The organism is Streptomyces sp. NBC_00669, from assembly GCF_036226785.1.
In the GTDB taxonomy this organism is placed as follows: domain Bacteria; phylum Actinomycetota; class Actinomycetes; order Streptomycetales; family Streptomycetaceae; genus Actinacidiphila.
Genome location: NZ_CP109018.1, coordinates 6,610,180 through 6,626,989, shown reverse-complemented (window position 1 = coordinate 6,626,989; position 16,810 = coordinate 6,610,180). Strand labels below are relative to the sequence as shown.

The window sequence follows — 16,810 nt, the reverse complement described above, 5'->3', positions numbered from 1 at the left end:
GACCGTCGAAACGGTGACGATTCGACCGTCTTCATGGCAAGTTCCCCGCTTCACCGCCGCCCTGCGCACTCTCCCATGGTGACGCAGATCACGGACATCTGCCGGGGTTGCCCGTTTTGCAGAGTGTTGGCACCGCGAGTCGGTCGTACGTCCGACTGGGCGTAGAGTTCGGATTTGGCCGCCCACCTGGGGTTACCGCCCGGTAGAGATGACGTATCGAACGGCCTCGGTACACGATGGACGCGGCGCGTGCCGCCGTCGGCGGCCACTCCATCACGTCCAGAGACATCCCGTAGCAGTCCTAGTGAGCGAAGGAACAGCGTGGCTTCCGGATCAGATCGCAACCCGATCATCATTGGCGGCCTTCCCAGCCAGGTCCCGGATTTCGATCCCGAGGAGACGGCGGAATGGCTCGACTCGCTCGACGCGGCCATCGACGAGCGGGGCCGGGAGCGCGCCCGCTACCTGATGCTCCGCCTGATCGAACGGGCCCGCGAGAAGCGTGTCGCGGTCCCCGAGATGCGCAGCAGCGACTACGTCAACACCATCGCCACCAAGGACGAGCCGTTCTTCCCCGGCAATGAGGAGATCGAACGCAAGATCCTCAACGCCACCCGGTGGAACGCCGCGGTGATGGTCTCGCGCGCCCAGCGCCCCGGCATCGGGGTCGGCGGCCACATCGCGACCTTCGCCTCCTCGGCGTCGCTGTACGACGTGGGCTTCAACCACTTCTTCCGCGGCAAGGACGACGGCCTCGGCGGTGACCAGGTCTTCTTCCAGGGCCACGCCTCGCCGGGCATCTACGCGCGCGCGTTCCTGCTCGACCGGCTCACCGAGGCGCAGCTCGACGCGTTCCGGCAGGAGAAGTCGAAGGCCCCCGACGGCCTGTCCAGCTACCCGCACCCGCGGCTGATGCCGGACTTCTGGGAGTTCCCGACCGTGTCCATGGGCCTCGGCCCGCTCGGCGCGATCTACCAGGCCCGGATGAACCGCTACATGGAGGCGCGCGGCATCGCCGACACCTCCAAGTCGCACGTGTGGGCGTTCCTCGGCGACGGCGAGATGGACGAGCCGGAGTCGCTGGGCCAGCTGTCCATCGCCGCCCGCGAGGGCCTGGACAACCTGACCTTCGTGGTCAACTGCAACCTCCAGCGGCTCGACGGCCCGGTGCGCGGCAACGGCAAGATCATCCAGGAGCTGGAGTCGCAGTTCCGCGGCGCCGGCTGGAACGTCATCAAGCTGGTCTGGGACCGCTCCTGGGACCCGCTGCTGGCCCAGGACCGCGACGGCCTGCTGGTCAACAAGATGAACACCACCCCGGACGGCCAGTTCCAGACGTACGCCACCGAGACCGGCGCGTACATCCGCGAGCACTTCTTCGGCAGTGACCAGCGGCTGCGCAAGATGGTCGAGGACCTCACCGACGAGCAGATCCTGCACCTCGGGCGCGGCGGGCACGACCACCGCAAGGTCTTCGCCGCCTACACCGCGGCCCTGGCGCACAAGGGCCAGCCGACCGTGATCCTCGCCCAGACCATCAAGGGCTGGACGCTGGGCCCGAACTTCGAGGGCCGCAACGCGACCCACCAGATGAAGAAGCTCACCGTCGACGACCTCAAGCGCTTCCGGGACCGGCTGCACCTGCCGATCACCGACCAGCGGCTCGACGAGGGCTACCCGCCGTACTACCACCCCGGCCGGGACTCCGAGGAGATCCAGTACATGCACGACCACCGCAAGGCGTGCGGTGGCTACGTACCGACCCGGATCGTCCGCGCCAAGCCGCTGACGCTGCCGGAGGACAAGGTGTACGCGGCGGCGAGGAAGGGCTCCGGCCAGCAGTCGATCGCCACCACGATGGCGTTCGTCCGCATCCTGAAGGACCTGATGCGGGACAAGGAGATCGGCAAGCGGTTCGTGCTGATCGCCCCGGACGAGTACCGCACCTTCGGCATGGACGCGTTCTTCCCGAGCGCGAAGATCTACAACCCGCTCGGCCAGCAGTACGAGTCGGTCGACCGCGAACTGCTGCTCGCCTACAAGGAGTCGCCGACCGGCCAGATGCTGCACGACGGCATCTCCGAGGCGGGCTGCACCGCCTCGCTGATCGCCGCGGGCTCGGCGTACGCCACCCACGGCGAGCCGCTGATCCCGGTCTACGTCTTCTACTCGATGTTCGGTTTCCAGCGCACCGGCGACCAGTTCTGGCAGATGGCCGACCAGCTCGCGCGCGGCTTCGTGCTCGGCGCGACGGCCGGCCGGACCACCCTGACGGGTGAAGGTCTCCAGCACGCCGACGGCCACTCCCAGCTGCTGGCCTCGACCAACCCGGCCTGCGTCGCCTACGACCCCGCGTACGGCTTCGAGATCGCGCACATCGTCAAGGACGGCCTGCGCCGGATGTACGGCGAGACCGCGGACGGCAAGCCCGGCGAGGACGTCTTCTACTACCTCACGGTCTACAACGAGCCGATCCAGCACCCGGCCGAGCCCGCCGACGTGGACGTCGAGGGCATCCTCAAGGGCGTGCACCGGTTCCAGCCGGGCAGCGCCGGCGAGATCCCGGCGCAGATCCTCGCGTCCGGTGTGGCGGTGCCGTGGGCGCTGGAGGCCCAGCGCATCCTCGCGGAGGAGTGGAACGTGCGCGCCGACGTCTGGTCGGCCACCTCCTGGAACGAGCTGCGCCGCGAGGCCGTGGCGGTCGAGGAGCACAACCTGCTGCACCCCGAGGAGGAGCAGCGGGTGCCGTGGGTGACCCGCAAGCTGTCCGGGGCGCAGGGGCCGTTCGTGGCCGTGTCGGACTGGATGAGGTCGGTGCCGGACCAGATCGCCCGCTGGGTGCCGGGGCGGTACACCTCGCTCGGCGCGGACGGTTTCGGCTTCGCCGACACGCGGGGGGCGGCGCGCCGCTTCTTCCACATCGACGCGCAGTCGGTGGTGCTGGCGGTGCTCACCGAGCTGGCTGCCGACGGGAAGGTCGATCGCTCTGCGCTCAAGCAGGCGGTGGACCGCTACCAGCTGCTGGACGCCTCCGCGGCTCACCCGGGCGCGGCGGGCGGCGACGCGTAGCGCTGCGCTGCGCTCCGCGGTCAGCGGTCAGCGGTCAGCGGTCAGCGAGACCACGGGTGGGCCCGCACCGGTTTTTCCGGGGCGGGCCCGCCGTGCGTTCGGGGGTGACGGGACCGCCCGGGCGGGGATGTTCTGTCCGTCCCCGGACCACCTGCCGGTGGGGGGCTTGTCGCGCAGTTCCCCGCGCCCCCGAAAAGACCCGCCCGGGCAGGGGTGTTCTGTCCGTCCCCGGACCACCTGCCGGTGGGGGGCTTGTCGCGCAGTTCCCCGCGCCCCCGAAAAGACCCGCCCGGGCAGGGGGCACTGCCCACACCCGGACCACCTGTGAGCGGTGGGCTTGTCGCGCAGTTCCCCGCGCCCCCGAAAAGACCCGCCCGGGCAGGGGGCACTGCCCACACCCGGACCACCTGTGAGCGGTGGGCTTGTCGCGCAGTTCCCCGCGCCCCTGAAAGGACCCGCCCGGGCGGGGGGTTCCGTCCGTCCCCGGACCACCTGCCCCGCGCCCCTGAAAGGACCCGCCCGGGCAGGGGTGTTCTGTCCGTCCCTGGACCACCTGCCCCGCGCCCTCGAAAAGACCCGGCCGGGCGGGGGTGCCCGCGGCGGGGTCCAGGGGGAGCACTTCGGGTGCCGGTGGGCGGGGTGGGCGGGCGCGGCGGCGGGGTGAGGGGTGGGGGGTGCCGTAGCATCCCGGACGAACCGTAGGAAGTGACCGCAGCCCGTACATCCACCGGGACGGAGCCCGCAAGGCATGAGCGAGTGACGCTGCCGCCCGCACGTACGGGCACGCTGTCCCCGAGTGGTGGGCGCCCGGTCAGGGGTCCGCACGGACGGGTCGCCGTGCCCGCGAGCCGGGCGCCGAGGGACGCGCCCGTGGGCGTGTGGGCGCCGGCCGGCGGGCGGGGACGGCGCACCGGGGGGCGGAGGCGCCAGGGGCTCCCGAGCGGGGCGCGTCCGCTGGTGGCCCTGGCGGTCATCTTCGTGCTGCTGGCGACCACCGGGTGGACGGCCACGCTGTCGCCGCGCGCGGCGAAGGACGCGATGGCCGCCGCGCTCGCCGCCTGGACCCACGGCACCGTCGGCGCCCGGCGGCTGCCGGACCCGGACGCGCCGCCCGGCGCCGTCGCCCGCTTCTTCGCCTCGCTCACCGGCGCCCAGCGGCTCGGCCTGGCCCGGCGCTACCCCCTGGTCGTCGGCAACCTCGACGGGGTCGACCCGGCCCTGCGCTACGGCGCCAACCGGCTCGCGCTGACCCGGCAGCGGGCCGCCGCCCTCGCCGACGAGCGCAGCGACGCGCTCACCCCGGTCGGTCGCGCCGCCATGACCGACCTCGCCGACCGCTACACGTCCCTGCTCGCCGGCCACCGGCAGATCCTCGCCTTCGACCCGACCGGCGACGGCCACATCGCCGAGGTGCTCGGCGACCTGCGCACCGCGACCCATGTCGCGGTGGTCGTCCCCGGCGTCGCCACCGACCTGGCCGACTTCGAGCGGGACGACGCCAAGCGGTACGCCGCCACCGCCGGCATGGCCCGCGCGCTGTACGGCGCCGAGCGGCTCGACCGGCCGGACGCCCGCACCGCGGTGATCGCCTGGGCGGGCTACACCGCCCCGGACGGCCTCGGCCTGGAAGCCTCCACCGGCACCCTCGCCGCCCGAGGAGCGGTCCGGCTCGAATCGCTCCTCGCCGCGCTCCCCCGCCGCCGCGACGTGGCGCTGTTCTGCCACTCCTACGGCTCGGTGCTGTGCGGGCTGGCCGCTCCGCACCTGCCGCCCGGCCGGGTCCGCGACATCGCCGTCATGGGCAGCCCGGGCATGCGTGCCCGCGACGTCGCCGCCCTGCACACCACCGCGCACGTCTGGGCGGCCCGGGACTCCGGGGACTGGATCGGCGACGTGCCGCACGTGGAGTTCGCCGGGCTCGGCCACGGCCCCGACCCGGTCTCCGGCGGCTTCGGCGCCCGGGTGATCAGTACCGACGGCGCCGACGGCCACGGCGGCTACTTCGTCCCCGGGACGACCAGTCTCGCCAACTTCGCGGACATCGCCCTCGGCGACTACTCGGCGATCACCTGCCCCACGGAGAACACCTGCACCAGTGGTCTTGGCTGAGCCGGGCGCGGCCGGGAAAACCCGTCCCCCTTTCGATGACGCGCGTAGCGGGTAAGGGGCACAGTCCGCCGAGGCGGCCATAAGCTGGGCCTTATGGGTGAAGTGCTGGCCGGGAGCAACGCCGTGTGGGAATTCGAACCCGACGCCGTGGTGATCCGGTACAGCAGAGGCGTACGAGGCTCCCGGCTACTCCAGGCGCTCGGTGAGCGGCGGGTGCCGCACGAGGCGCTGGAGGACGTGGAGCTGGTGCCCGGCCGCCGCGGCACCGTGGTCCTGCGCGCGACCCCGCACCCCGGCGTCGACCCGCTCATCGAGGTCGCCGGCGGGCAACTGCGGGAGAGCGCCGATCCCTACCGGCTGGTGCTGCCCGAGCAGAGCGCCGAACTCGCCGAGGCCGCCCGGGACGACCTGCTGGCCGCCGTCCGCACCGCCGCGGTCACCGCGGACCCGCCCGGCGGGCGCTACCTGGTGCCGGCCCCCGCGGTACCGCGCTCCTTCAAGGCGTACGACGCGAAGGCCACCTTCGACGGCCACGCGGTCGGCTTCCACTGGTTCCGCACCGGCGCCTCCACCGCGAAGTGGAACTCCGGCGACCAGACCTTCCCCGTCGAGGAGTTGTGCGGCGTCGACTGGCGCTCACCGGAGCAGGTCCACGGCCACCTGCGGCTGCTGCTGCGCGACCCGGCCGAGCCGCTGCCCCCCGCCGACCGCGACCCGGCGAGCGTGATCTTCGGGCTCGGGTACGGCTCGGTGCACGAGTCGCTCCCGTTCGCCGCGGCGGTGCTGGCGGCGATCCGTACCAGCCGCGTCAGGCCGTAGGACGGGGACGGCGGCGGCGCGGCGGCGCTCCGCTCACGCGGTCCGTTCCGGCGCCCGGGAGCAGGCGTAGGTGCTGATCTTGTGGTCCAGCACCGTGAGGGTGTCCTGGAGTTCGGTGATCCGCCGGACCACGTCCACCCGGGTGGACTCCAGCAGCGCCTGCCGCTCGCCGTAGGTGTGGTCGCCGGCCCGCACCATCTCCGCGTACGTCACCATGTCCGCGACCGGCATCCCGGTCAGCCGCAGCTTCCCGACGAAGGCGAGCCAGTCCAGGTCCCGGTTGCTGAACCGGCGCTGGCCGGTGTGCGAGCGGTCCACATGCGGCATCAGCCCGATCCGCTCGTACCAGCGCAAAGTGTGCGCGCTCAGCCCGGTGAACTCCGCGACCTCGCTGATCGTGTACTGGTCCTGCCCGTCCGGCCGCAGATGCGTCTCCGGGTCCTCGCAACTCGCTGTGTTGCTCGGCTTGCTCTTCGCCACCTGCACGACCGTCATACCTCTTACGCTAAGACCTTCGAGCGCACTCTAGGCAAGTGAGCAAGGCGCCCCCGGTGGTGGGCGTCTTCTCGCGGAGCGAGCCGCGCATGTTCAGGGGCGCGGGCAACTGCGCGACCGGCCCCGACTCGCAGGTGGTCCCGGAACCGGCAGAACCCCCCACCCCGTAGGGTCAGGCCCCATGGACAGCTTGGCGATGATCGCGCAATGGCCGGTGCCCAACGCCTCCGCCGGCGTGGTCCGGGCGGACGGCACCGTGGCCGGGACGTACGGCACCCTCCAGCGGAGCTACCCCCTGGCGTCGGTGACGAAGCCGCTCGCGGCGTACGCGGTACTCGTGGCCTGGGAGGAGGGCGTGTTCGAGCTGGACGACCCGGCGGGCCCCGAGGGCGCGACGGTTCGGCACCTGCTCGCCCACGCCTCCGGCCTCGCCTTCGACGCCCCGAAGGTGATGGCCGCCCCCGGCACCCGCCGCATCTACTCGAACTCCGGGTTCGAGGCGCTGGGCGAGGCCCTCGCGAAGGCGGCCGGCATCCCGTTCGCGGAGTACGCCCGCCAGGCGGTGCTGGAGCCGCTGGGCATGGCGGACACCACGCTGGACGGCTCCCCCGCGGCCGACGGCGTCTCCACCGTCGCGGACCTGCTGAAGTTCGCCGCCGAGGTGCAGGCCCCGCGGCTGCTGCACCCCTCCACGGTCGCGACCGCGACCTCCGTGGCGTTCCCCGGCCTGAAGGGCGTACTGCCCGGCTACGGCCGCCAGGACCCGAACGACTGGGGCCTGGGCTTCGAGATCCGCGCCGCCAAGTCCCCGCACTGGACCGGCGCGCTCTCCTCCCCCGCGACTTTCGGCCACTTCGGCCAGTCCGGCACCTTCCTGTGGATCGACCCGGTCGCGGGCGCGGCCTGCGTGGCGCTGACCGACCGCCCCTTCGGCGAGTGGGCGCTGCCCCTGTGGCCGCGGCTGACCGACGCGGTGCTCACCGAACTGCGGGCGGCCGGATGACCGCGGCGGGCGAGGTGTGGCGGGCGGAGCGCCGCTACACCGGCGGGGACCCGTCGGCCGGGATCGAGACGCGGCACGCGTTCTCCTTCGCGGGCTTCTACGACCCGGCGAACGTACGGTTCGGGCTGCTGCTGGCGTGCAACGAGGAGCGGTTGGCGCCCGGCGCGGGCTTCGCCGAGCACACCCACCGCGACACCGAGATCGTCACCTGGGTGATCGAGGGCGAGTTGGAGCACCGCGACACCGAGGGCGTCGCGACCCGGCTGCGCGCCGGCGACGCCCAACTGCTCAGCGCGGGCGGCGGCGTTCGCCATGTCGAGCGCAACCCGGGCGCCGATCCGTGCCGTTTCCTCCAGATGTGGCTGCACCCGGACCCGGCCGGCGGCCCGTCCCGGCACTCCGTGGCCACCGACGTCGCACCGCCGGGGCCCGGCCCGTACCTGCTCGCCTCCGCCGCGCCGGACGCGCCGCTGCCGCTGCGCCAGCCGCACGCCGCGCTGCACCTGGCGCGCGGCTCGGGCCCGTTGCCGGACGCCCCGTTCCTCTACCTGCACGTGCTGCGCGGCACGGTCCGGGTGGACGGCCGCGAACTCGGCCCCGGTGACGCCCTGCGCGCCGCCAACTCCCGCGCCCGGCAGGCCGAAGCGCCCCCCGATGCCGAGTACCTGGTGTGGCGGATGACCGCCGAACCGTCGTACGGATAGCCGAAACGGACAACCCGCCACCTGCGCGGCCACACCCATAAGGCAGGCTTGGACCGTGCCTCCTCCCGCGCAACGCCCGCAGAACCCGCAGAAGCGGCAGCCCCCGCACGCCTCCTCGGAGCCGCCCCGCGGCGACCACGCCGCGACCCTGCGGCGGCTGGAGAAGTCCGCCGGCCGGCTGGCCGCGCACGCCATCGCGCGGATGGACGAGCAACTTCCCTGGTACCGGGCGATGCCCCCGGAGAACCGCAGCTGGATCGGGCTGGTCGCGCAGGCCGGTATCGCCGCGTTCACCGAGTGGTTCCGCCACCCCGAGGCCCCGCAGGCGATCAGCACCGACGTCTTCGGCACCGCGCCGCGCGAGTTGACCCGGGCCATCTCGCTGCGCCAGACGGTGGAAATGGTGCGCACCACCATCGAGGTCATGGAGTCGGCGATCGACGAGGTCGCCGCGCCCGGCGACGAGGGCGTGCTGCGCGAGGCGCTGCTCGTCTACGCCCGGGAGATCGCCTTCGCCACCGCGCAGGTCTACGCGCAGGCCGCCGAGGCGCGCGGCGCGTGGGACGCCCGGCTGGAGTCGCTGGTGGTCAACGCGGTGCTCTCCGGGGAGGCGGACGAGGGCGTGCTGTCGCGGGCCGCCGCCCTCGGCTGGAGCTCGCCGGACAAGATCGTGGTGGTGCTGGGCACCGCGCCCAACGGCGACAGCGAGCTGACCGTGGAGGCGATCCGGCGGGCCTCCCGGCACGCGAAGCTCCAGGTGCTCACCGGGGTGCTCGGCGAGCGGCTGGTGGTGATCGCCGGCGGTGACGACGACCCGATCCGGGTGGCGAAGGCGCTGATCGGGCCGTTCGCGCCGGGTCCGGTGGTGGCCGGCCCGGTGGTCGGCGACCTGCTGTCCGCGACCAGGTCCGCGCAGGCCGCCGCGGCCGGCCTCAAGGCGTGCCGGGCCTGGCCGGACGCGCCACGCCCGGTACTCACCGACGATCTGCTACCGGAGCGTGCGATGGCGGGCGACCGCTATGCTCGCAGTCAGCTGGTGGAGGAGATCTACAGGCCGCTTGAAGAGGCGGGCTCGGCGCTACTGGAGACTCTGAGTGTCTACCTGGAGCAGGCATCCTCGCTCGAAGGTGCCGCACGGATGCTGTTCGTGCACCCCAATACGGTTCGCTACCGGCTGCGACGTGTGACTGATGTCACCGGTTGGTCACCTTCCGACGTGCGTTCGGCGTTCACCCTGCGCATCGCGCTGATCCTGGGACGTCTCTCGGACGGCGACCGGCCTCGCTGACTCGTTTGTTGGACACCCACAAATCGGCTGACACTTCTTCGTCCTTGTCCCCACGGGCGGTGACACCCGCCCGCGAGAGAGAGTGTGAACGTGCTCGTACTCGTCGCTCCCGGCCAAGGCGCCCAGACGCCCGGCTTCCTGTCCCCCTGGCTCGACCTGCCCGGCGCGGCCGACCGCCTCGCGGGCTGGTCCGACACGGTCGGCCTCGACCTGGTCCACTACGGCACGAAGGCCGACGCGGACGAGATCCGCGACACCAAGGTGGCCCAACCGCTGCTGGTGGCCGCCGGGTTGCTGTCGGCCGGTGAGCTCGGCCTGTTCGGCAACGGCGGCACCGGGCGGCCCGACGCGGTCGCCGGCCACAGCGTCGGCGAGATCACCGCGGCCGTGCTCGCCGGGGTCCTCTCCGAGCAGGACGCGCTGTCGTTCGTGGCCACCCGCGGCCGCGCGATGGCCGAGGCCGCCGCGGTCACCGAGACCGGCATGTCCGCGGTGCTCGGCGGCGACCAGGACACGGTGCTCGCCCACCTGACCGGCCTCGACCTCACCCCGGCGAACATCAACGGCGCCGGCCAGATCGTGGCGGCCGGCACCCTGGAGCAGCTCGGCGTGCTCGCCGAGCAGCGGCCGGAGGGCTCCCGGGTACGGCCGCTGGCGGTGGCCGGCGCCTTCCACACCGCCCACATGGCCCCCGCGGTGGCCGCGCTGGAAGCGCTCGCGCCGAATCTGACCGTCGCGGACCCCTCTTTGCCGTATGTCTCGAACGCGGATGGGCAGAAGGTGGACAAGGGCACGGAGGTCGTGCGCCGACTGGTCACGCAGGTTTCGCACCCGGTGCGCTGGGACCTGTGCATGGAAACGTTCAAGCAGCTCGGGGTCACCGCGATCATCGAGGTGTCGCCGGGTGGCACGCTGGTCGGCCTGGCCAAGCGCGCCCTGCCAGGGGTCCGCACCCTGGCGCTGAAGACACCGGAGCACCTGGCGGCCGCGCGCGAGCTGGCCGCCGAGACGGCGGGCAACCCGCCGCAGGGTGCGCCGGCAGACTCCATCCCGCAGGACGCGACAGAGGAGCACCCGCAGCGATGACAGCGAAGATCAGCCCCAGCAAGGGTGCCCCCCACGCACGCATTCGCGGGGTGGGCGGCTACCGCCCGGTCCGGGTGGTTCCCAACGAGGTCATCCTCGAACACATCGACTCCAGCGACGAGTGGATCAGGTCCCGGTCCGGGATCGCCTCCCGGCACTGGGCCGGACCGGACGAGACCGTCGCGGAGATGTCGATCGAGGCGGCCGGCAAGGCGATCGCCGACGCCGGCATCGACGCCTCCGAGATCGACGCCGTCGTGGTCGCGACCGTCTCGCACTTCAAGCAGACCCCGGCGGTCGCCACCGAGATCGCGCACCGGATCGGCGCGGGCAAGCCGGCCGCGTTCGACATCTCGGCCGGCTGCGCGGGCTTCACCTACGGCCTGACCCTCGGCAAGGGCATGATCACCGACGGCACCGCCGGCCATGTCCTGGTGATCGGTGTGGAGCGGCTCAGCGACCTCACCGACAAGGAGGACCGGGCGACCGCCTTCCTCTTCGGCGACGGCGCGGGCGCGGTCGTGCTCGGCCCGTCGAAGGAGCCCGCCATAGGACCGACGGTCTGGGGCTCCGAGGGCGACAAGTCCGGCACCATCACCCAGACGGTGGCCTGGGACCAGTTCCGCGGCGGCGACGTGTCGCAGCTGCCGGTGGACTCGCACGGCGAGGTCAAGTTCCCGGCGATCACCCAGGAGGGCCAGGCGGTCTTCCGCTGGGCGGTCTACGAGATGGCCCGGGTGGCCCAGGAGGCGCTGGACGCCGCCGGGATCTCCGCCGCTGACCTGGACGCCTTCATCCCGCACCAGGCCAACATGCGCATCATCGACTCCATGATCAAGGCGCTCAAACTGCCCGACCACGTCGCGGTGGCCCGGGACGTGGAGACCACCGGGAACACCTCGGCGGCCTCCATCCCGCTCGCGATGGAGCGGCTGCTCGCGTCCGGCGCGGCCAAGAGCGGCGACACCGCTCTGATCATCGGGTTCGGGGCGGGGCTGGTCTACGCGGCCACGGTCGTTACTCTCCCCTAGACACACCTCGCGGCGCCGCAGTCCCGCACGCCGCATCGACAGCGAAACATCAAGGAGCGCCCCAGACATGGCAGCCACCAAGGAAGAGATCGTCGCCGGTCTCGCCGACATCGTGAACGAGATCGCCGGCATTCCCACCGAGGACGTGCAGCTCGACAAGTCCTTCACCGACGACCTGGACGTCGACTCGCTGTCCATGGTCGAGGTCGTCGTGGCGGCCGAGGAGCAGTTCAGCGTGAAGATCCCGGACGACGACGTCAAGAACCTCAAGACGGTCGGCGACGCGGTCGACTACATCCTCAAGGCCCAGAACTGAGTCGGCCCCCCAGCCGCCTCACCCCCCGTGACGGGTCCCGCGCGGACCCGTGAACACCCGGACGACGCGCCTGTCGCCCGCCCTTCTAGACGTGGAGAGACAATTCCTGTGAGCCCGACCAATCACACCGTGGTCGTCACCGGTATCGGAGCAACCACACCGCTGGGTGGCGACAGCGCGTCGACCTGGGAAGCGCTGCTGGCCGGCCGTTCCGGTGTCCGGACGCTTCCGCAGGAGTGGGCGGCCGAGCTGCCGGTGCGCATCGGCGCGACCATCGCCGTCGAGCCCGGCGAGGTCCTGCCCCGCCCGCTCGCCCGCAAGCTCGACCGCAGCGCGCAGTTCGCGCTGATCGCGGCGCGCGAGGCATGGGCGGACGCCGGGTTCACCGCGAAGGCCGGCGAGGACCCCTCGGTCGACCCGGACCGGCTGGGCGCGGTCATCGCGTCCGGCATCGGCGGCGTCACCACGCTGCTCGACCAGTACGACGTGCTGAAGAACCAGGGCGTCCGCAAGGTCTCCCCGCACACCGTGCCGATGCTGATGCCCAACAGCCCGGCGGCGAACGTCGGCATCGACGTGAACGCCCGCGCGGGCGTGCACACCCCGGTCAGCGCCTGCGCGTCCGGCGCGGAGGCGATCGGCTACGCGATCGAGATGATCCGCACCGGCCGGGCCGACGTGGTGGTGGCCGGCGGCACCGAGGCGGCCATCCACCCGCTGCCCATCGTGGCCTTCGGCAACATGATGGCGATGTCCAAGAACAACGACGACCCCGAGGGCGCCTCCCGGCCCTACGACGCGGCCCGCAACGGCTTCGTGCTCGGCGAGGGCGCCGGCGTGGTGATCCTGGAGTCCGTGGAGCACGCCGCCGCGCGCGGCGCGCGCGTCTACTGCGAGGCGGTCGGCCAGGGCATCTCCGCCGACGCGCACCACATCACGCAGCCGGAGCCGTCCGGGCGCGGCATCGCCTCGGCGCTCCAGCACCTGATGGAGAACACCGACATCAAGCCGGCCGAGATCGTGCACGCCAACGCGCACGCGACCTCCACCCCGCAGGGTGACATCGCCGAACTCAAGGCGCTGCGGAAGGTGTTCGGGGACGACGTCGACCACATGGCGATCTCCGCGACCAAGTCGATGACCGGTCACCTGCTCGGCGGCGCCGGCGGGATCGAGACGGTGACGACCGTGCTCGCCCTGCACAACCGGCTCGCGCCGCCCACGATCAACCTGGAGAACCCGGACCCGGAGATGGACGCGGATGTCGTCCGCGGCGAGCCCCGTCCGTTGCCCGCCGGCACCATCGCGGCACTCAACGACTCCTTCGGGTTCGGCGGCCACAACGTCGTCCTGGCCCTGCGGACACTGCCGCAGTAACGGGACCCTCCGGGGTGCCCGCACCCCTGGTGCCGGGACCTTGCGGTCCGTGGACGGCTGTTCGCGCGGTTCCCCGCGTCCGTTGGTAAGGGCGGCCCCTACCGACGGACGCGGGGAAACGGCTATTCCTGCGGGAAGCTCGCGAAGTAGTTGGCCGCCATGTCGTCCGCGCCGTGGCCCTGTTCGGCGGCGCGCCGGAAGCGCTCCGCCCCCGCGGCCGCGAGGTCGAGCCGGACTCCGTTGCGCTCGCCGGCGTCGGCGATGAGCCGTAGGTCCTTGAGGGCGCCCTCGACCGTGAAGGACGGCGTGTAGTCGCCGGAGCGGATCGCCGCGGCCTTGAGCCGCAGATACGGCGTGTCCATCGGGCCGCCCTCGATCGCCTCGAAGAAGCGGTCCGGGTCCACCCCGAGCGCTTCGGACAGGGCCATCACCTCCCCCGCCGCGTTGGTGATCGCCAGCACCCAGCTGTTGATCACCAGCTTGAGCGCGCTCGCGGCGCCGCCGGCCCCGTCGTCGCCGACCCAGATGACCTTGCGGCCGATCGCCTCGAAGACCGGCCCGGCCAGCGCCTTCGCCGCGGCGGGCCCGGCCGCGAGCACCGTCAGGTCGCCGCTCTCCGCGGGCGCCTTGGTGCCGAGCACGGGCGCGTCGAGGAAGAGCAGGCCGTTCGCCGCGGCGACCGCGGCCAGTTCGCTCTGCGCGTCCGGCCCGACGGTGCTGCTCTGCACCCACACCGCGCCCTGCTCCAGCGCGGGCGCGGCCGTGCGCATCACGTCGAGCACGGCGGGTCCGTCGAGCAGCATCGTGAGCACCACGTCGGCGCCCCGGACGGCCTCGGCCGGGTCGGCGGTGACATGGACCCCCGCCTCGGCGAGCGGCTGCGCACGGGCGATCGTACGGTTCCAGGCGCGGACCTCGTGTCCGGCGGCGGCGAGGTTGCGGGTCATACCGGCACCCATGATGCCGGTGCCCAGGACTGCGACGGAGAGCTTCTGCGATGGCATGCGAGCAGGCTATTGCGCGGCCGCGGCGAACACAGGACGGCGCGTACGACGGGACGCGGCGCGGTCGTCCGGCTGGTCGTACGACTGGTCATACGGCGGTGGCGCGGCCGGACGTACGGCGGTGGCGCGGCCGGCCCGACGGCGCGGGGTGTCGCGGGCGGTCAGACCACCTGGTGCAGCCAGCGGACCGGCGCGCCCTCGCCCGCGTAGCGGAAGGGCTCCAGTTCGTCGTCCCAGGGTTTGCCGAGCAGCCGGGACAGCTCTGCCTCCAGGTCGGCCTCGCCCTTGCGGGCGCGCTGCATCGCGGCGCGCAGCCGGTCCTCGGGGATGAGGATGTCGCCGTGCATGCCGATGACCGCGTGGAAGATGCCGAGTTCGGGGGTCGCGCTGTAGCGCTCGCCCTCCGCGGTCGCGCACGGCTCCGCGGTGACCTCGAAGCGCAGCAGCTGCCAGCCGCGCAGCGCGGACGCCAGCTTCGAGGCGGTGCCGGGCTCTCCCTGCCAGGAGAACTCGGCGCGCCAGGTGCCGGGAGCCGCGGGCTGCCGGACCCAGTCGAGGTTCACACGCACGCCGAGGACGCCCGCGACGGCCCACTCCACATGTGGGCACAACGCGCGCGGTGCGGCGTGCACGTACAGAACACCACGTGTCGTCACCGGTACCTCCAGTGTGGGACGAGGTTCGCCTTCCCCAGCGGCCTCACCCTCGTACTGGTTGAACCCGGGGCAACATGACACATTCTGCACTATTCAGCTGAATCAGGACAACTTTCGTCACCGTCGCCCGTCGGCCGTCGACCTCCCGTCAGATCGGTTCGCCTGTCAGGGAAAAGCTACCCTGCGGCGTCTTCCTGGGAGTGGCGTACGGTCGGGCTGACGGCAGATGTCACCCACTCGTCGGAGGGAAGAAGCGCATGCGGATGCTGTCGCGACACGCTCTGGCACTCACCGTGACCGCGGTTCTGCTGGGCGGATGCGGATTCGGCGGCGGTGCGCCGCACAGTGGCCGGGGGACGCCTCCCGCACACAGTTCGCAATCCGGGTCCGCCGCGCCCTCCGGCGGCACCCCGCGCGAGGCGGCCCCGGCGCGGCCGTGGAACACCCACCCGAGCAGCGTCGCCGCGCTCGGCGACTCCATCACCCGCGGCTTCGACGCCTGCAAGCCGGTGTCGGACTGCCCGGACGTGTCGTGGGCCACCGGCGGCCGGCAGCAGGTGGACAGCGTCAGCACGCGGCTGGGCGCCGCCAGCAGCTGGAACGTGGCCCGGTCGGGCGCGCACGTCGCCGACCTGCCCGACCAGGCCCGCGCCGCGGCGGCCCACCACCCGGCGATGGTCACCGTGCTGATCGGCGCGAACGACGCGTGCGCGGCCGACACCGGCACCATGACGTCGGTGGCCGACTTCCGTGCCTCCTTCGACAGCACCCTGTCCTATCTGCACCGCACGCTGCCCACCACGCAGGTGCTGGTCGCCAGCATCCCCGACCTGCAACGGCTCTGGTCGGTCGGCAAGGCCAACCCGCTGGGCCGCGAGGTGTGGAAGCTCGGGCTGTGCCCGACGATGCTGGACGACCCGACCTCCGACAGCCCGGCCGCCACCCAGCGGCGTACGGCGGTGCGCGACCGCGTGCAGGCGTACAACACGGTGCTCGGCCAGGTCTGCGCGACGTACCAGCGCTGCCGTTACGACGGCGGCGCGGTCTTCGCCTACCGTTTCGACACGAGCGACCTCAGCGACTGGGACTGGTTCCACCCCAACCCGCAGGGAGAGTCCCAACTGGCCCGGATCATGGCGGCGGTGGCCGGCCGCCCGGCGACGGCGACGAGCTAGCCGGCGCCCTCCGAAAGGCGCCGGCGCCCCCTGCGCAGACCTACCGAAACGACAGGAAGCGAGCCCATGGACTCGATCCGCATCCGCACGGCCCGCCTCGACGAACTGCGGCTGCTGCAGGGCGTGGAGGCCGCCGCGGGGCGGTGTTTCCGCGAGATCGGCATGCCCGAGATCGCCGACGACAGCCCCCTCCCGCTCGCCGAACTCGCCCATTACCAGCAGGCCGGGCTCGCATGGGTCGCGGTCGACGCGCGAACGGGGCAAGGCCCGGGTCCGGACACGGACACCGGCCCGGGAGCGGGCGTCAGCGCGGGCCCGGAAGCGGGCGCCGGGCGGGACAAGGAGACGCCCGTCGCGTATCTCATCGCCGACCCCGTCGACGGCAACCTCCACGTCGAGCAGGTCTCGGTCCACCCAGACCGCGCGCACCGGCGGATCGGCCGCGCCCTGCTGGACCACCTCGCCGACCACGCCTCGGCCCGCGCGATCCCCGCGCTGACGCTCACCACCTTCACCCAAGTGCCGTGGAACGCGCCGTACTACGCGCGCTGCGGATTCCGCGCCCTGGACGACGCCGAGCTCACCGCCGGGCTCCGCCGTATCCGCGCCCGCGAGGCCGCCTACGGCCTGGACCGCTGGCCCCGGGTCTGCATGCGCAAGGACCTGTGACCCGGCCGG

At 72.6% G+C, this 16,810-nt stretch carries 16 protein-coding genes; 13 read left to right on the top strand and 3 right to left on the bottom strand.

Going from position 1 to position 16,810, the window contains the following annotated elements; all coding sequences use genetic code 11:
* Window positions 1-321 precede the first annotated feature (321 nt).
* The 3 genes from aceE (at window position 322) to OG896_RS27960 (ending at window position 5,997) form a co-directional block, all read left to right on the top strand.
* Complete coding sequence (gene aceE, locus OG896_RS27970) at window positions 322-3,069, top strand: pyruvate dehydrogenase (acetyl-transferring), homodimeric type (protein WP_329369744.1); 2,748 nt, start codon at window positions 322-324, stop codon at window positions 3,067-3,069.
* Between the two features lie 957 nt (window positions 3,070-4,026).
* The gene (locus tag OG896_RS27965) at window positions 4,027-5,178 is read left to right on the top strand and encodes an alpha/beta hydrolase (RefSeq protein ID WP_329369742.1); all 1,152 of its coding nucleotides are present in this window, start codon (window positions 4,027-4,029) and stop codon (window positions 5,176-5,178) included.
* A 93-nt stretch (window positions 5,179-5,271) separates the two neighbouring features.
* Window positions 5,272-5,997, top strand: coding sequence for a DUF4429 domain-containing protein (locus tag OG896_RS27960; protein WP_328463676.1), 726 nt, complete (start codon window positions 5,272-5,274; stop codon window positions 5,995-5,997).
* 33 nt (window positions 5,998-6,030) lie between these two features.
* Here OG896_RS27960 and OG896_RS27955 read toward each other — a convergent pair whose 3' ends face one another.
* Window positions 6,031-6,492: a MerR family transcriptional regulator gene (locus OG896_RS27955; protein WP_329369740.1), complete on the bottom strand. Its 462-nt coding sequence runs from the start codon at window positions 6,490-6,492 to the stop codon at window positions 6,031-6,033.
* A gap of 38 nt (window positions 6,493-6,530) precedes the next feature.
* Between OG896_RS27955 and OG896_RS27950 the strand changes: the two genes are divergently transcribed.
* From OG896_RS27950 to OG896_RS27915, 8 genes are all read left to right on the top strand, one after another.
* A complete protein-coding gene (locus OG896_RS27950; RefSeq protein WP_329369739.1) occupies window positions 6,531-6,662 on the top strand; it encodes a hypothetical protein in 132 nt (43 codons plus the stop codon).
* Between the two features lie 11 nt (window positions 6,663-6,673).
* Entirely contained in the window at window positions 6,674-7,495 is an 822-nt protein-coding gene (locus OG896_RS27945; protein ID WP_329369737.1) for a serine hydrolase domain-containing protein, read from the top strand.
* Window positions 7,492-8,199 (top strand): pirin family protein, encoded by a 708-nt coding sequence (locus OG896_RS27940; protein ID WP_329369736.1) that lies wholly within the window; start codon window positions 7,492-7,494, stop codon window positions 8,197-8,199. The genes OG896_RS27945 and OG896_RS27940 overlap by 4 nt, the downstream gene beginning before the upstream one ends.
* Before the next feature lie 148 nt (window positions 8,200-8,347).
* On the top strand, window positions 8,348-9,487 hold the full coding sequence (locus OG896_RS27935) for a PucR family transcriptional regulator (protein ID WP_328474050.1): 1,140 nt from the start codon (window positions 8,348-8,350) through the stop codon (window positions 9,485-9,487).
* 90 nt (window positions 9,488-9,577) lie between these two features.
* Window positions 9,578-10,573 carry an ACP S-malonyltransferase gene (locus OG896_RS27930; protein ID WP_329369735.1) on the top strand — a complete coding sequence of 332 codons (996 nt, stop codon included), beginning with the start codon at window positions 9,578-9,580 and terminating at the stop codon, window positions 10,571-10,573.
* The gene (locus OG896_RS27925; protein WP_329369733.1) at window positions 10,570-11,604 is read left to right on the top strand and encodes a ketoacyl-ACP synthase III; all 1,035 of its coding nucleotides are present in this window, start codon (window positions 10,570-10,572) and stop codon (window positions 11,602-11,604) included. Before OG896_RS27930 ends, OG896_RS27925 begins: the two co-directional genes overlap by 4 nt.
* A gap of 67 nt (window positions 11,605-11,671) precedes the next feature.
* Window positions 11,672-11,920 (top strand): acyl carrier protein, encoded by a 249-nt coding sequence (locus OG896_RS27920; RefSeq protein WP_328463685.1) that lies wholly within the window; start codon window positions 11,672-11,674, stop codon window positions 11,918-11,920.
* Window positions 11,921-12,028: 108 nt separating this feature from the next.
* Window positions 12,029-13,297, top strand: coding sequence for a beta-ketoacyl-[acyl-carrier-protein] synthase family protein (locus OG896_RS27915; RefSeq protein WP_329369731.1), 1,269 nt, complete (start codon window positions 12,029-12,031; stop codon window positions 13,295-13,297).
* A gap of 122 nt (window positions 13,298-13,419) precedes the next feature.
* Here the strand turns inward: OG896_RS27915 and OG896_RS27910 are convergent, their stop codons facing one another.
* Entirely contained in the window at window positions 13,420-14,301 is an 882-nt protein-coding gene (locus OG896_RS27910) for an NAD(P)-dependent oxidoreductase (protein ID WP_329369729.1), read from the bottom strand.
* Window positions 14,302-14,462: 161 nt separating this feature from the next.
* Window positions 14,463-14,957, bottom strand: a complete 495-nt coding sequence (locus OG896_RS27905; RefSeq protein WP_202233532.1) for a DUF3145 domain-containing protein — start codon at window positions 14,955-14,957, stop codon at window positions 14,463-14,465.
* 263 nt (window positions 14,958-15,220) lie between these two features.
* On the opposite strand from OG896_RS27905, the gene OG896_RS27900 reads away from it, so the two are divergent.
* On the top strand, window positions 15,221-16,132 hold the full coding sequence (locus tag OG896_RS27900; protein WP_329369724.1) for an SGNH/GDSL hydrolase family protein: 912 nt from the start codon (window positions 15,221-15,223) through the stop codon (window positions 16,130-16,132).
* Window positions 16,133-16,198: 66 nt separating this feature from the next.
* Complete coding sequence (locus OG896_RS27895) at window positions 16,199-16,801, top strand: GNAT family N-acetyltransferase (RefSeq protein ID WP_329369722.1); 603 nt, start codon at window positions 16,199-16,201, stop codon at window positions 16,799-16,801.
* Window positions 16,802-16,810: the final 9 nt, after the last annotated feature.

Bases quoted from the DNA above. Each gene is read 5' to 3' on its own strand.
- OG896_RS27960 (WP_328463676.1), top strand. From the start codon at position 5,272: ATGGGTGAAGTGCTGGCCGGGAGCAACGCCGTGTGGGAATTCGAACCC.
- OG896_RS27955 (WP_329369740.1), bottom strand. From the start codon at position 6,492: ATGACGGTCGTGCAGGTGGCGAAGAGCAAGCCGAGCAACACAGCGAGT.
- OG896_RS27945 (WP_329369737.1), top strand. From the start codon at position 6,674: ATGGACAGCTTGGCGATGATCGCGCAATGGCCGGTGCCCAACGCCTCC.
- OG896_RS27940 (WP_329369736.1), top strand. From the start codon at position 7,492: ATGACCGCGGCGGGCGAGGTGTGGCGGGCGGAGCGCCGCTACACCGGC.
- OG896_RS27925 (WP_329369733.1), top strand. From the start codon at position 10,570: ATGACAGCGAAGATCAGCCCCAGCAAGGGTGCCCCCCACGCACGCATT.
- OG896_RS27920 (WP_328463685.1), top strand. From the start codon at position 11,672: ATGGCAGCCACCAAGGAAGAGATCGTCGCCGGTCTCGCCGACATCGTG.
- OG896_RS27910 (WP_329369729.1), bottom strand. From the start codon at position 14,301: ATGCCATCGCAGAAGCTCTCCGTCGCAGTCCTGGGCACCGGCATCATG.
- OG896_RS27900 (WP_329369724.1), top strand. From the start codon at position 15,221: ATGCTGTCGCGACACGCTCTGGCACTCACCGTGACCGCGGTTCTGCTG.
- OG896_RS27895 (WP_329369722.1), top strand. From the start codon at position 16,199: ATGGACTCGATCCGCATCCGCACGGCCCGCCTCGACGAACTGCGGCTG.